Source organism: Paenibacillus sp. FSL R7-0297, from assembly GCF_038009025.1.
Taxonomy (GTDB): Bacteria; Bacillota; Bacilli; order Paenibacillales; family Paenibacillaceae; genus Paenibacillus_AQ.
In genome coordinates this window covers 3,252,676-3,268,078 of sequence record NZ_JBBPAQ010000001.1, presented here as the reverse complement: position 1 = coordinate 3,268,078, position 15,403 = coordinate 3,252,676, and the positions used below count along the sequence as shown (strand labels likewise).

The 15,403-nt window shown below is 51.9% G+C and carries 10 protein-coding genes; 3 read left to right on the top strand and 7 right to left on the bottom strand.

The features are described 5' to 3' along the window. Positions 1 to 99: 99 nt before the first annotated feature. The 4 genes from MKZ24_RS14275 to MKZ24_RS14260 all read right to left on the bottom strand — a co-directional run bounded on the left by MKZ24_RS14275 (position 100) and on the right by MKZ24_RS14260 (position 5,325). Complete coding sequence (locus MKZ24_RS14275) at positions 100 to 981, bottom strand: carbohydrate ABC transporter permease (RefSeq protein ID WP_042238289.1); 882 nt, start codon at positions 979 to 981, stop codon at positions 100 to 102. A 15-nt stretch (positions 982 to 996) separates the two neighbouring features. Continuing rightward, positions 997 to 1,887: an ABC transporter permease gene (locus tag MKZ24_RS14270; RefSeq protein ID WP_042238291.1), complete on the bottom strand. Its 891-nt coding sequence runs from the start codon at positions 1,885 to 1,887 to the stop codon at positions 997 to 999. After that, positions 1,884 to 3,581 (bottom strand): extracellular solute-binding protein, encoded by a 1,698-nt coding sequence (locus MKZ24_RS14265; protein WP_340783943.1) that lies wholly within the window; start codon positions 3,579 to 3,581, stop codon positions 1,884 to 1,886. The genes MKZ24_RS14270 and MKZ24_RS14265 overlap by 4 nt, the downstream gene beginning before the upstream one ends. Positions 3,582 to 3,792: 211 nt before the next feature. Continuing rightward, on the bottom strand, positions 3,793 to 5,325 hold the full coding sequence (locus tag MKZ24_RS14260) for a response regulator transcription factor (protein ID WP_340783941.1): 1,533 nt from the start codon (positions 5,323 to 5,325) through the stop codon (positions 3,793 to 3,795). 81 nt (positions 5,326 to 5,406) lie between these two features. On the opposite strand from MKZ24_RS14260, the gene MKZ24_RS14255 reads away from it, so the two are divergent. The 3 genes from MKZ24_RS14255 (at position 5,407) to MKZ24_RS14245 (ending at position 9,169) form a co-directional block, all read left to right on the top strand. Further along, on the top strand, positions 5,407 to 6,303 hold the full coding sequence (locus MKZ24_RS14255) for an AraC family transcriptional regulator (protein WP_340783939.1): 897 nt from the start codon (positions 5,407 to 5,409) through the stop codon (positions 6,301 to 6,303). Positions 6,304 to 6,414: 111 nt separating this feature from the next. Further along, positions 6,415 to 8,241 carry a class I mannose-6-phosphate isomerase gene (locus tag MKZ24_RS14250; protein ID WP_340783937.1) on the top strand — a complete coding sequence of 609 codons (1,827 nt, stop codon included), beginning with the start codon at positions 6,415 to 6,417 and terminating at the stop codon, positions 8,239 to 8,241. Beyond that, positions 8,231 to 9,169: an ROK family protein gene (locus MKZ24_RS14245; RefSeq protein ID WP_340783935.1), complete on the top strand. Its 939-nt coding sequence runs from the start codon at positions 8,231 to 8,233 to the stop codon at positions 9,167 to 9,169. Before MKZ24_RS14250 ends, MKZ24_RS14245 begins: the two co-directional genes overlap by 11 nt. 545 nt (positions 9,170 to 9,714) lie before the next feature. On the opposite strand, the gene MKZ24_RS14240 is transcribed toward MKZ24_RS14245, so the two are convergent. The 3 genes from MKZ24_RS14240 to MKZ24_RS14230 all read right to left on the bottom strand — a co-directional run bounded on the left by MKZ24_RS14240 (position 9,715) and on the right by MKZ24_RS14230 (position 15,360). Next, positions 9,715 to 10,830, bottom strand: a complete 1,116-nt coding sequence (locus tag MKZ24_RS14240; RefSeq protein ID WP_340781212.1) for an IS110 family transposase — start codon at positions 10,828 to 10,830, stop codon at positions 9,715 to 9,717. 204 nt (positions 10,831 to 11,034) lie between these two features. Then, positions 11,035 to 12,588, bottom strand: coding sequence for a response regulator transcription factor (locus tag MKZ24_RS14235; protein WP_340783933.1), 1,554 nt, complete (start codon positions 12,586 to 12,588; stop codon positions 11,035 to 11,037). 327 nt (positions 12,589 to 12,915) lie between these two features. After that, entirely contained in the window at positions 12,916 to 15,360 is a 2,445-nt protein-coding gene (locus MKZ24_RS14230) for a glycoside hydrolase family 38 N-terminal domain-containing protein (RefSeq protein ID WP_042238299.1), read from the bottom strand. Positions 15,361 to 15,403: the final 43 nt, after the last annotated feature.

Genomic DNA, 15,403 nt, shown 5'->3' with positions numbered 1-15,403 from the left:
CATTGCCCCCGTCAAATAACAATCCACAGGCCGAAACAACAAAGGGGTGTCCCCAGCCATTTCCGGCTTAAGGGACACCCGTTTACATGCAATTTCCGCTTACTCTTTGACGGCACCAAGTACGATTCCGCTGACGAAATACCGCTGCAGAAACGGATAAATGAGCATAATCGGTATCATCGAGACCATGACCTTGGCGGCATTCAGCAGTTGGCTGGACATATTGGACAGACGCTTGATCTCTTCCGGATCGGTGGTGTTCATGATCGAATTCATGCTGATGATCAATTGCTGGATATAGGTTTGCAGCGGCCAATTCTCCTTGTGGTTCATCAGGATCATCCCGTCAAAGAATGAATTCCAGTGTCCGACGACCGAGAACAGGGTGACTGTTGCAAGTGAGGGAAGGGAAATGGGGATAAAAATCGTCACCAGCGTTCTCCATGCCCCTGCCCCGTCCATTCCGGCAGCCTCCTCCAGCTCCTTCGGAACGCCCTTGAAGAAATTCATCAGTAAGATCACATTAAATACAGGAACCGCGGTAGGCAGCACAAGCGCCCAGATGGAATCGAGCAGCCCGTACGTATTGATCGTCATATACCATGGGATCAGCCCGCCGTTGAACAGCATACAGAAGATTACGAACCACATATAGATATTTCTGCCGGGAAAATGTTTGTTCGATTTGGATAACGGATAGGCCATCAGCACCGTAACCAGCAGGTTGATGACCCCGCCCAGCAGCACTCTTTGTACGGATACACCAAACGATATAAAAAAGTTCCGGTCCCTGATTACGGATTCATAGGCGGCCAGATTGAAATCAACCGGCCAGAAGAAGACCTCCCCCGACATGGCCGCCACTTTGCCGCTGAACGAAATAGCCAAGGTGTTCAGTACCGGGGCCAATGAAAGAAAAGCAATCACGGTTAGAATACAATAAATCACAATATCAACAGTCCGGCTGGTTCCTCGGATCACAGCAAATCACCTCTGTCAGAAAATACGGTAGTTGGCAAACCGGGCGGCCAGACCATAGGACGCGGCAATCAATATAAAGCTTACTACCGATTTGAGCAGACCTACCGCTGTTGCCAGGCCGTACTGGATTTCAAGCAATCCTGAACGGTATACATAAGTATCAATGATATCTCCCGATTCATAGACAATCGGATTATATAAGTTGAGAATTTGCTCAAAGCCTGCATTAAGCACATTACCTAGGCTTAAGGTCGCCAGCAGAATAACTGTTGTCATTAAACCCGGAATCGTAATATTGGTTAACCGCTGAAATCTGTTCGCTCCATCGATGGCGGCCGCTTCGTAGAGATTGGTGTTGATTGAAGTCAGGGCAGCGATATAGATAATCGTATTGAATCCGAATTCCTTCCATACATCGCTTGACACGACAACGACGCGGAACCAATGATTGCTCTGGAGGAACATAATCGGATCGCCGCCGAACCACCCGATCATCTGATTGACAATGCCGTCCAGACTTAGCAGGTTAATCAAAACTCCTGAGAGAATGACCCAGGACATAAAATGGGGCAGGTACACAATCGTTTGGATGGTCCGTTTGAATTTCACGTTGGCCACTTCATGGAACATGAGCGCAAATACAAAGGGAACAGCCAATCCGGCAATAATTTTCAGCAAAGCAATGGTTAAGGTGTTTCCGAGAATCAGCCTGCTGTCAGGCAGGCTGAACATGTAAGCGAAATTCTCCCATCCCACCCACTCAGAGTGGAATATGCCAAGCGTAGGCTGGAAATCCTGAAAGGCAATCACAATCCCGAACATAGGAATTACACTAAACGCTACAAGCAACAATATGCCGGGCAGCAGCATGATGTGGTAATTCCAGATAGAAGCTCTGTTTCTCATGGTGTCTCAACTGCCTCAGCAACTTCTTTGGTGATTTCTTCTCCTCCGATGCTTTTCCAGGTCTCGACGAACTTGTCGAACTCTTCAAGCGGAGAAGTACCGGTGATGATTTTCAAAAAGGTTTCGTTTTCGAGTTTTTCCAGATTGGCTCCCTTTTTGAGCATGGCATCCGTCTTGCCGTAGAAAATAGGCTCCACCTTCACAATTTCTTTCGCTCCGGTGATGGAGGCCGCTGTATAGAAGGCGAGTGAATCCGCATAAGCGGGAATGTCCTGTTTCGGATTTTCATTATTCTTCAATACGGCCTTGACTCTTGGCAGGATACGGGCCGGCAAACCGTCCAGCTTCTTATCCTGAATCGCCTTCTCATAAATCGGAACATCGCGTGCCAGGGAATCCTGATAATCCAGCTGCACATTGATCGGGTAATTGAGCCAGCCCACACCCAAATCCTTATACAGCTCCTGCGCCACCGGATCAATCAGGCGGATACCTTCATACTCCACACTGAGCATTTTCAAGGCGGCTTCCGGATGCTCTGCCTTTTTGTTCACCACAAGGAAGGTTCCGGACGGTGTGGAAGGCACGATATTCCGTTTGCCGTCCCCGTCCAGCGGTACTGCCAGCGGAACCCAGTCCGCTTCCGGATTGGCTTTCACTGCATCAGACAACGCCCAGCCTCCGAACCAGGGGGCAAACAGGATGCCTGCCCGGCCGCCGGACACCAGCCCGGCATTATCCTCGTATTTCCGGGTCAAAAACTCTTTGTCGATCAACCCGTCCGCATACATCTCTCTCAGCTCGGAGAGCGCCTGCTTGGTCTCTGGAGTCGTGGAACCGTAAATGATGTTTCCGCCCTCATCCTTGAACCAATTCTTTGGATAGGCATGATTGGCATTAAAGATCGGATCGAAGGTGAAGAAGCCGCCGTCTGCGACCACCGTTTTATCGCCAAGAAGACCAACGGTATCCGCTTTCCCGTTTCCGTCAGGGTCCTGCTCCTTGAAAGCTTTAATCACAGTCTTAACCTCATCCATGGTACGGGGCGTCTCAAGCTTCAGCTTGGTCAGCCAATCCTGGCGTATCCACAGGAGCTGGTAATTACCGTCGATATTGGTATTGGGCAGAGCCATCAGCTTGCCGTCAATTCTTCCGGTGTTCAGCACCCGGTCTCCCGTGTAGGAGCTGTAGTAATCTTTGATCAGCGGAGAGGCATATTGATCGTATATACGGGTCAGATCGGCAAGCATGCCCGCTTTTGCCATCCGCTTGAACTGCTGTTCATCCACAACCAGAATGTCAGGCAGGGAATTGCTCGAGATCGCCAGCGTGACCTTCTGGTTGTAGGCGTCCAGGTCCTCCACCGAGAAATCGTATTTCACTTTTACGTTCAGGCGGTCCTCAACATATTTCAGATACTTGTTATTCTCAAGCGTATCTCCTGCCGGCAGATTGTTCCCTGATACCCCCTGTCTCCCCAGAGACACGGTAACGGGTTCTTCATATTTGCTGAAGGGTCCATCGTTCTCCTTGGCGGTGGCGGATGGTTCATTGCCTCCGGCATTCGTGGATTCACTGCCGGCGGGCGCAGCAGCCTTCTCCTCCTTTGGACTGCTGCCGCAAGCTGCCAGCAATCCAAGCATCATCACCATGGACAGCAGCAAAGCCATAACACGAATTTTCTTCAATCTCATAGATGCCCCTCCCGAATCTTTATTATAAAACGCTTTCATGCTTACAGTTAAATTGTAAATTAGCGCGGGATGGAGTGATATCATAATTTTTTTGGATTTGCGTCAAATAATTTGGAACAACAAGCAGACCGGTTAGATCCATAAGCAAAATTCACACCAAACAGCCCTACAAACTAGGGCTGCAGCTTCGGTGATTACTCCTGAAATGATCCTATTCGTCCAGCATTTCACGGTATTTCTGCGGACTGATTCCGTAATATTTCTTAAAGGTCAGGCAGAAGTAGGAGGAGCTCCAATAGCCGACATTCTCAGCGATATCGACGATCTTCATATTGGTGCTGCCCAGTAGATGCTGTGCACGTTCCAGACGCTGCAGGGTGATGAATTTGATCAGGCTTTGCCCGGTTTCTTTCTTGAACACATGGCTCAGGTAGGTCGGATTGAGCGATACCCGTCCGGCGATGGCCTCCAGACTGAGATCATCCCTGAAATCCTTCTCCACAATTCTGATGACTTGCTGTACAAGATGGCGTTTGCTTTCACCTTGAGCGCCGCCCTCCGGTTCAATCTCAGAGAGTGCCTGCAGCAGCACTTCCTTCACATCGAGAATGGAATCGCTTTTGAAAATACGCTCCACCGTTTGCTGAAAATCGGTTTTCTGCCTGCGGCCCGATTGTTCAAACGCATTTCTCACCAGGTCGGAACATAGATACTTGACGTATATCGCGGAGGAGCTTCCATTTCTGCTCAAGTGATTGAACAGAAGCTCAATGCTTCTGGAAGCGCCCGCATGCTCTCCGAGATTAATAAACTGGTTGATGTCCGCAATCAGCGTCTCGGCGCTGACAATATCCGGGATACGGCCTGCAAAGTCATCCCCGGCAAACAGTACCACCGTATCCTCAAAAAAGAATTTATAGTCCAAGGTTTGCTCCATCTGCTCGTAGCAGGCTGAAATCTCCTGCCAATCGGAGATCACCGGACTGAATACGATGCAGCAATGCCGGTAAAACCGTTCCGCGATCCGCTCCGCCATCCGTTCGCTCAACCCCCTGATCTTCTCCCGGCCGCCACTGGGCGGGCAAGGGACAATGAGCACGCTCTGATATTCATTCAAATTCAGCATTTCATATTCACCGGCTGTGAGCTGTTGCACGATTTCCTCAAAAGCCTCATAATTGCGGTCAAAATAACGCTCTTTGAAATCAATCAGCATTAGCGCAGCCGGCCCCCCTCCAAAGGGCAGCGTGCCGGCATCGCTGATGACATTAATCCCGTTCAGCAAATCTGTCAGCCACTTCTCCTTCTCATATTCCAGACCCTTTTGATACCCCTGCATAATTTCGGCAGTGCGTAGCTGCTGCGTTGCCTTATCGGAACATTTCTGTATCACGCCGGACATGACCCCGGCGAACTCATCCATATCAATCGGCTTCAGCAGATAACTGGAAGCATTGGTGTACAAAGCACGTCTTGCATAGTCAAATTCCCCGTAAGCACTGTATATAATTATTTCCAGGGATGGCTGAGCCAGGCTTGCCTGCTCCGCCAGCTCCAGTCCGCCCATAAATGGCATTTTGATATCTGTGAGCAGAATGTCCACCGGGTTCAGGCGAAGATACTCCAGCGCCTTCTCCCCGTTCTCTGCTTCGATGACGTGCAGCTCATATTTCATTTCGGCTATCAGCCCTCTGATACCATCCCGTTCAATTTTCTCATCATCCACAATCAATATGGTATACATAGAGTTCCCTCCTGATCTCTGATAGAATCAAAAGCAAACGTTTTCTATTCGTTGAAGCCTACATGATGAGGAGGTCCCGCCATGCGTCAGGCGTACCGGAAAGCCAATGCACTTCTCAATCAGCATATCTCAAATCTCAGTGACGGACAAACCTCATTTCATATCCACTACTGGGGCTTCATGCCGAATCATTATAATAATTCCCTCCACCGCCATTCTTTTTTTGAAATCTGCTATGTCCAGCAAGGCACGGGCTCTTACCTGGATGACGATGTCCTCTACCCCCTGGAGCCGGGAGCCCTGTTCTGCTCGCGCCCAGGTATCTGGCACCAGATCCGCAGCGAGCAGGGGCTCGTTCTGTTCTTCATCGCCTTTGAAATTGACGAATCCCGGACCCCTGCGGCTTGCCGCAAGCTGTTTCAGGATATCACCGCCAGTGGACAAGCCATAGCCTCGCATGAGAATGCCGCGCTTTCTGCCCGAATCTGGCTTACCCTCTTCAGTCTTGCCGAAAGCGAGGCTGCAGTGTCCAGGCTGCCGATGAACCATCTGGCGCTTGCCCTGCTGCATTCTTTCACGCAGGCGTTCTCTCCCGAATCTAATCCGCAGGCCGGAGCCATGGAGGAAGACAGCGGGGAGCACCGCCATTTTGAGCGGGCCAAGCTTTATATCCGCGACAATTTGTCCTCCCCACTGCAGATGGCCCAGGTTGCCCGGGAACTGGATATTTCCCCGCGCCATCTGTCGAGAATCTTCCAGGTTCGGCTGGGCCAGACTTTTGTCCATTATATTCAGGAACGGAGAATCCAACAAGCCAAGGATTTGCTGCTGCACACCGATCTCCCCATCAAAGACATCGCCGAGCGCTGCGGCTTCGAATCTGTGCACTATTTTACACGCGTGTTCACCAAACAGCTGGGCGTCTCCCCCGCCCGGTTCCGCAGACTGCAGTTTGCGGACGGAAGGCAAAACCTGTAGCCAAACCGCCAAATGTCCGGATTGTACAAAAAATCAGACGCCCTTTCCAAAGAAAATCCCTGCCGTACTCCTTACAATGGTTGTAAACCCATAGAAGGAGTGAGTGCTAAAATGTTTGAGAAACGACCGGTCAACCTAGTACGCAGTCCCGTCCCTGTTCCCCAGGATGGCTTACACTTGCCTGAACCCCCTGCGGTGCTCCGGGAAGGTTATTCCGCAATTGCCGCCTCCCTGCTTCAACTCGCCGGTGAGACGGGAAGCGACAGGCTGTATGTTGCTTTTGACGGAACACATGGCGCCCCGTTTCAGGCTGTTCTGCAAAAAGCCGTCGATGCCCTGGAGCAAGGGGGCCATTCGGTGACCCTCATTGGCTCGGGCAGCTATCTCAAGACGAGCGAAGAGCTGCGGACACATTTTGCCGCCAATATTACGGATAACCGCGCCTTTGGTTATTTTACAGAGGGTAGCCTGGAGGACTATTTCCGGGCCGGGGCCAGGGAAGAAGCCGCCCGCAGGCTGGATGAAGCGGCGCCGGGTACGGATCGGGCTTCATTCTGCATTGTTTTTGGCCCGGGGGCTTACTGGCTTGGAGAGGGCCGGTTCGATCTTTCCTATTATCTGGATGTCTCGCGTGAATACCAGCAGGCCGGCCACCGGCAGGAGCTGCTCAATTTCGGACTCAACTGGAACCGGGATGCCGTGGAGAAATATAAAATCGCCCTTTTCGTAGAATGGCCCATTCTGGAAACGTACCGTAAACAAATCTTGGAGCAAATGGACTATTATATGGACCTGAATCAGCCGAAGCAGCCGGTCATGACTGCCGTAACGGCCTTGCGCCATATGATTTCGGATATCGCAAAGTCGCCGCTGCGGGTGAAGCCCTTTTATGCACCGGGAGTATGGGGCGGGCAATTCCTCAAACAACTGGCTGATCTGCCGGAAGATTGGGTGAATTGTGCCTGGAGCTTTGAGCCGATTGCCCCGGAGAATTCAATCCTTTTGGAATATGAAGGCAAGCAGATAGAGATTCCCTTTCTGCTGGTCATGCAGAATGAACATACAACGATCCTGGGGGAACGGCTGACCGGCTTGTTCGGAGATTATTTCCCGATCCGCTTCAACTATCTGGACACGATGGACGGGGACAACTTATCCTGCCAGGTCCACCCCACCCAGGACTATATCCGCAGCCGGTTCAATGAATTCATGGCCCAGCAGGAATCCTATTACATCATGGAGCAGCAGGGAGATTCCGGAGTATATCTGGGACTTACGGAGGCCTGCTCACCGGAGCAGTTCCGCCATGATGTGCTTAAGGCCCAGCAGACGGGTATCCCGCTGCCGCTGACCGATTATGTGAACCGTTACGAATCACGGAAGGGAGATCTGTTCCTGATCCCTCCCGGAACGGTTCATTCCGCTGGAAAAGACAATCTGGTGCTGGAGGTTTCTTCGACCACCTGGTGGTTTACCTTTAAAATCTATGACTTTCTGCGCAAGGACCTGGATGGCAAACCCCGCCCGATCAATATGGACTACGCCTTCGATAATATTGACTTCACCAAGAAGACCGCCTGGGTTGAAGATCAGCTCATGCCCTCACCGGTACTTCTCCACCAGCAGGGTGAGAATGAAGAATATGTCCTGGGCCAACGCGCCGATTTGCTGTTCTATGTTCACCGGCTCCACCTGCGGGACCGGTGGCGCGATCATACACATGGCGAAATGACCATGTATAATCTGGTTGAAGGAGAGGCCGTGCGGATTGTCTCTGCTGCGGACGAAGCGGTGTTTGTTGAACTGCACTACGCCGAATCTTATATTCTCCCGGCTGTGCTTGGCGGATATACGATCATCAATTTGGGCTCAGCCCCCTGCAGACTGATCAAAGCTGGTGTCTCCAAAGCATGGGATGTGAGTTTCCTTGAGCCGTAATATTGTACTTGCGCTGGATGTGGGCGGAACCTTTATTAAGACCTGCGTGCTGGAGGACGGCCTTCCACTGCAAGGCAGTGAAATGGAGTTTCCCGCCCTGGCTGACCGGGACCGGGAAACGATCCTTGACCATTTTATATCTATCTTTCAGGCCCAGTACGACCTGTATCAGCACCAGCGCCGGGACGCGGTAACGGACTGCCTCTATCATATCGGGATGGCCTTTCCCGGCCCCTTCGATTACAGGCAGGGTATTTGCCTTATTCAGGGGCTCAGCAAATTCGAGGCGATTTACGGGCTGAATCTGCTCCATGCCTTCCGTGAACGCTGGCCCGCAGGCAGCTCCGGGAAGGCCGGCCCGCTGCCGGACATGGATATCCGCTTCGAGAATGACGCCCGCCTGTTTGCGCTTGGTGTCAGCGCCGAGTTCCCCCGGGAGCGGTTCATGGCCTTGACGCTCGGAACCGGCCTGGGCTCCGCCTTCATCGACAGCTCCCGGATCATGGAATCCGGGCCGGGTATCCCGCCGAACGGCTGGCTGTATGACCAGCCCTATCTTGACGGCAGGGCGGATGACCTGTTCTCCAGGAGAGGCATCCTGAAGCTGGCCCGTGAAGCGGGCATTCTGGAGACGGCTATGGATGTGAAGGAGCTTGCTCATGAAGCCAGGCAGGGGAACGCTTCCGCGCGCGGGGTATTCGCCGAATTCGGAGCCCGGCTCGGAGAGCTGCTCCAGCCTTATGTGGGCGGCTACCGTCCTGACTTCATCATGCTGGGCGGGCAAATCTCCAAAAGCCATGACCTGTTCGGCCCTGCCTTGCTGAACCGCTTGCAGAGCTCTTCTTCCCCTGCCTTGACGGTCCGCACGGCAGAGCATGTGCTTGCCTATACCTTCCGCGGCATTGCCCGGATGTTCAGCGAGGTATAGGCGAGGGCTTCGCCATTGCTTCGTCATGTGCTTCGCCGGGCGTTTCGCCATGTGCATTCGCCATGTGCTTTCGCTGTGCGCTTTCGCCATGCCCTTCGTCGTTGCACCCGTCCAGCTCAGGATCACAAGTGGAAAAACGTATCTTAATTTGTCCATTTCCAGGGAATGTACGGAAGCAAGTGGATAAACTACATCTGCTATTGTGCGTTTTCGCTGCTTGGGGTGAAATCGGAGAATTTAAGTGCTGTTTATCCAACTGCTATGAACGAATTTGTCAATCCCCCTGTTTCTTCCCTTTTTAACAAAGGTTTTTTCAATCCCTTGGGCATGGAGACAACATGCGAGTCGTCGGCTGGCACACTGCTATCCGTGGGTTGGTTCCACATGTTAGGCCTACGTCGAAGGAGCTTCCCTAAACTATTGTCGCACGTCAAACCCATCCGGGTTTTGTGCAGTTGGATTTCGTGGATTCTCCTCGAACCTTTCTCGTTGTCTCCATGCCCCAAGGATTCATCCTTTGGGGACAGGCTTTTTCTTGTTCTATATTATGCGATTCCTGCTTCTGCCTTTACCGCAACACACCAAATGAATCCGACCAATTCCCGTCCCACCGCTGCGATCACCAAGTTTCGGTGTTTTCCCCGTTTGACCATCTGCACATATTTTTTGTGCAATCTCTCCTGCGCCTTCCATGACGTTTCCTGGACATGAGCCCTTTGCCCTTCTAACCGCTTTTCTAAATCGCCTTTGACCGCCGGAAGGTAACGGTAACTCCAGGCCGATTCCACCAAAGCACGCCTTACGGAGGCATTTCCTGTTTTAGTCAGGCGGCCCCGTCTTGTCTTGGGTCCTGTAGAAGATTCCCGCGGAACCAGTCCCAGGTAACTCATCAGCTGCGCAGGCGAACGGAACCGCTCAAAATTCCCGATTTCAACGACGAGCGTCATGGCCGTGAGCAGGGCAATCCCCCGAAGACCCTGGAGCGCTTGAATCACAGAGGCGTACGGGCAGATTTCGGCTTCTTTCCGCATGGCCTCCTCTAGCCGTTTAATGCGCTCCTCCACCTCCCGCAACTGTTGTTGCATCTCGGTGAATACCCGTTCTTGCGCGGTATGCTCAAACGTCAAGGTAGAGAGCCACAGCCGGTATCGTTTCGTCCAGCGTTTTTTCATCCCTTCCGGGGTGTGGATCTGGTGCCGTAACAGAAAATGAACGAGGTGCTGCCGGGCCCGGTGCAGTTCTTCCCGAGCATTCTCCCGGGCTCGGATGAGATCCCGAAGAGCCTCGAGTTCCGGAGTGGGTACATGAATGCCCGTCAATTCTCCCGCACGGTGGAGCTGAGCGAGCCGCTCTGCATCCCGTCGGTCGGTTTTAATGGCATCGCCTGAACGCTGAGGAATACGTGAGGGGGCGATGACCGTGCAGGAAATTCCCATCTTGGTCAGCCAGCGATACAAATCATACCCGGTGGGTCCTGCCTCATAGCAGACTTCAAGAGTAACCTCCGGGCTTTTCAGTTTCCGAATGAGTCGTCCTACAGCATCTGGCGTATGGGCAATCGCTCCGTGATACCGTGCGGGGTCCCGTCCCTCGTCTGCAATCGCCACTGCAATTTTTTCTTTTGACACGTCCAAACCTACGTATTTTATGGTATTCTTCATAGTAACAGCTCCTTTCGCATTTAGCTCTGAAATGGTTGTCCTTACTCCCATTTTAACCTAAGGTGTGCGAACAGGGGCTGCCTTTCGTTCATCATAACTACTGCCGCCGCAGGGCTCCATCGTCCATCAGCAAGTGTACAAAATCCAACTATTTCCGGTATCCGTTACAGCGAGAAATAGTTGGATCATGGTGAGGGCGCTAACCTACGGAGAGCCTTCCCTGAACTTGGCCGGAGTGACTCCATGATAATTACGAAAGGTCTGGATAAAGTAGGTCGAGCTTCTGTAGCCCAGCTTCTTATAGATATCGACGATCTTCATATTCGTTGTATTCAGCAGCTCGACGGCTTTGTCCATTCTCACCTGCGTGATGTACCGAATGAGACTCTGGCCCGTCTCCTTCTTGAACAAATAGCTCAGATAACTGGGGGTCAAATAGACCCTCTCCGCGATGCCCTCCAAAGAGAGGTCCTGATCGTATTCCTTGTCGATTACATCTGTAATGGTCCGGATCAGCTTGAGATTGGCGGCCTTCTTGGGGCTCGCTCCGCTGCCGGTTTCCATGAGGGACAGGATCGCAAACATATGATCCTTCAGATCCTGAAGGGAAACGGTCTTATGAATTTGCTCCAAGTAATGATTCATTTCCGCAGGCTCATGGTTTTTCTCTCTCGTCACCACCTTTTTCATAATTTCCGAACAGATGAACTTGGTGTACAGGGACGAGAATTGCCCTTTGGTTCTCAGGTAGGTAAACAGCAGCTCTATACTGTATTTCGCACCGGTAAAATCGTTATACTCCAGACACTGGTAGACCTTATCCAGAATCGGCTTCAATTCGATCTCATTGAAGCCCGCTTGCTCAAAGGGTTCATCGGCAAATAGAAGAGTATACTCATCCATGAAAAATTTGAATTCCAGCATCTGCTCCATCTCGGTATAGGCCTCATACAACTGTTCCGGCTGATTCACCGCTCTCCCGATCACCAGACCCACATTCAGATCCAGGCTCCCGGCGGTGCTGCGGATGATCTGATCTCCAAGCATGCGCAGCGTCTCTTTGGGGATGGGGCGGGGGTGCTTGACGAACAGCATACTTTGATGCTCGCTCAAGTTCACATAATCGAAGGCGTAGCTGAGGTTATCGTGTAACAGCCTAATGAATTCATCATTGTGAATATCAAAAAACTTCCGGCGGCAATCCACCAGAATCATATGCAGCCAATGCTTGTGATGGACATATTCCAGCAGTTCCGGAGACATCCATGCCTCCGCATTTATTTTCACTCCGTTTAGAGAGTCCAGCAGCATTTTTTCCTTCTCATACAGAAGTCCCCGGTTATACCCCTCCACCAGCTGTTCGTTCCGCAATTTCTCTGCCGCTTTGTCTTCACAGGCCTGGATCGCCTCGCTTACCACACTGAGAAACTCCGGGATATGAACCGGCTTGAGCAAATAATTCGATATGTTGGTCCGCAAGGCTCTTCTCGCATATTCAAACTCATGGTAAGCGCTGAAGATGATCATTTCAATATCCTGGCCCAGGCTGCTGACCTTCTCCGACAATTCCAGCCCGTCCATAAAGGGCATCTTGATATCTGTAATCAGAATATCGATCTTGTGCTTCCCAAGGATCTCCAGCGCAATCTCGCCATTCGCCGCAAGGAGTGTCTCCAGCTCCAGATGGTGTTCCTGTATTAATTGCTGAATGCCCTCTCTCTCAATGCGTTCGTCATCCACAATCAGAATACGGTACACAGCGCACACCTCCCTTTTTTACACAAGGCTCTCTTCTATATAGAGTGAACTTGTATTTCTTATGATCCGGGATTGCCGTGACTCCAGAGAATGTTTGGCCCTCCGGCCGCTGTTGTCCCCATATTTCTCGATTTTAAACTGCTCTTCGCGGTGGAAATCCGGTGACAAAGGCGGACGCTGTCGCTCCTACAGTTCCAAAATTCTCCTCCGTCACTTTTCCCTGTCTGTATTTTTTCCAAGTTCAATCTATATTGCTTGAAGCCTATTAACTAGACAAAAAAAGGGCTTCTCTATTAAAGATTCAGCCCTTCTTATGCCCGCCGGAATTTATGTGGTTCTGAATGCAACCGTGCCTGCATTGGCACTGTGGCACAACTGAATAGCTTGTTCTGCCGTATCTGCTTCGCTTCCCCATTGCAGCATATACCGGAATTCGTAGAATCCCCCGAGGGTCGCCTTGAAGTTCGTCTCCCAATAATTGGTCAGCACCCAGGCATACAATGAGGTATGGGCGTTCTCTTCTTGTTGGCCCTGCACGAGTCTTGGGCCATATTCCAAAGGTCCGGTCTGCATCAGCGGCGTATCCGGGGTCGCAATGGACAGCCCGCCATGAGGGGATATAACCGCAAGCCCTTCCTGAATACAATAGAAATCTGTACAGGTGCCCGGGATCTGATCCACTCCCGGCCTTAGGACAGCCCCGGCCTTCTCGAACCACAGTTCACTGCTGCCGCCTGCACTAAAGGGGAGGGCGACGTACACATTCTCCGGGTCCCACACACTATCCTTATGGATGCGGACGGAGACATCGACTCTCTTCCGGTCCTTGAACACCTTCAGGAATAATGAATAGTGGCTCATTCCTTGAACCTGATATTTCAATTCAATGATGCCATATACCGGTCCATTCGTTATTTCCTTCACACCTGAGAGGACACCCTCCGAACGCTGAACATTCATGCCTTTACGGTTCCTGCCCATGATTCTCCGCACGGTCATCTGGTCGTCTCCGCCGCCGGGGGTCACTTCATACACCGGTGTGAAGGCTCCGTGCGTCTGACGGGGATCAATGAATTCCTGGCCGGTTTGCTTATCTATCCAGGAGACGATGCCTTCACCGGCTCTCCACGCAATACGTACGCAAGGCGATTCAATATGATTCTCCGTGATGAACAGCCGTGGGGTCTCCTCTTGCACAGGAGGGTAGATATCCCGTATATCATGAATCCGGTCGGCTCCCCGCAAGCGGGTGCTGCTTGTCGTCACCGGGACGGTCTTCGAGGCTTCCCGGATACGGAACCGCTTCTCTTCCTTCGCGCCAAGCTTGACCATGACCGCAATCTGGTATCCTCTGCTTACCTTCTCCTGCTGATGGCTGACCACTTCTCCGCTCTGCTCATCGACCACCTCGAGCCCCTGCCGGAAATAATCCGCTTCCCACTGCTCCTCCAGATAGAAATGAGCCAGATCCTCTACGGGGTAATCGAAGGAATTGATTACTTTATAGGTGAATGCCCGGTCTGCCCGTAGCAGCACATCGCCCCGCGCCTTCAGAACCGCATCCAGCGAGGCATGAACCAGTCTGCTGGCATTGGCGGCATACGCCTCTTTGCGGACTGCCAGCTCCTGCACCATGATGTGCCAGGGCTCCGAGATGGAGGAGTGATATCCCCAGGTATGCTCGGCATACATCATTAACTGCTGCTCTGCCTGGGCAATATCGCTTGATGCCGCCATCTTGCGCTCCGGGTCCAGCCGCTTAACTACGTCCAGGGTTCGCTGGGCATTCCTGAAGATCTGGGTGTGCATCGCGGTCGAAGCCACGCCATCGGACCACCAGTCCGGCCAGTCACCGCTATAGACAGGAATCTCGGCCTCCTGCTGCCGCAACCGCTCGAAGTACCGGTTAAGCGTTGTCATTTCAAGCTCTACATGGTCCCCGTGCTTCTGATTCCATTCCTTGATGAAGGTCATGATTCTTGGATTTGGCGCCGAGTTATCCCGCAGCAGCCCCATGACATTCACCAATACAAAATCGTATGGATACTGCTCCTTCTCCAGCTGATCCAGATAGCGGGCAATCCGGGTCTCGGCCAGCTTCCAGTGATCTTTAGAGATCCCCCATACCGGGTCTTCGTCTTTGATGGTATAAGATAATGCCCCATCCGGATTGATCCCCAGATCATTCCCCATCATGTAATGCTCGCCGCTCCATACCAGCAGGCGGTTGCCTTTGGGTGTCTCCCAATAAAAGGGGAATTGCTTGCGCCCGATGGCAAACATCCCGTGATGTGTGTGGATACTGGACAGCAAATTCTCGACTCCTGCGTCTGCCAAAGCCTGTGCATAACCCCAGCTGTATCCATTAATATCTGCGGTCATGGCCGACTTCACCTGAAGCCCCAGCGGCCGGGCGAATTGCCCTGCCCGTGCAAGCATACTGCCCAGCAGCTCAAAATTGATCAGTTCCGTCATATTCAAGTAGGTGCCCGATAACTCGATATCCCCGCGTCTGAGCGCGGCTGCAAATTGTTCCTTCTCTGCTTCCGTGGCTTCCTCCAGAAACTTCTCCACGGCCCAGAAGGTTTCGCAGGTCCACTTAAAGCCCGCCCATTCTTTGCGGGCCTCCGTATGAGAAGCCTCGCATATAGCAACAGCCTGCCGGATAAAATCTACGTGATACTGCTCTATCTTCTCCTGCCGCTCGGTGTAACCAATATCCGTATGGGAATGATGAATAACAAATATTTTCCATTTTTTCTTGTTGTTCATTGTAGATTCTCCATTCAATATGGCATGTATTTTTTACATTTTT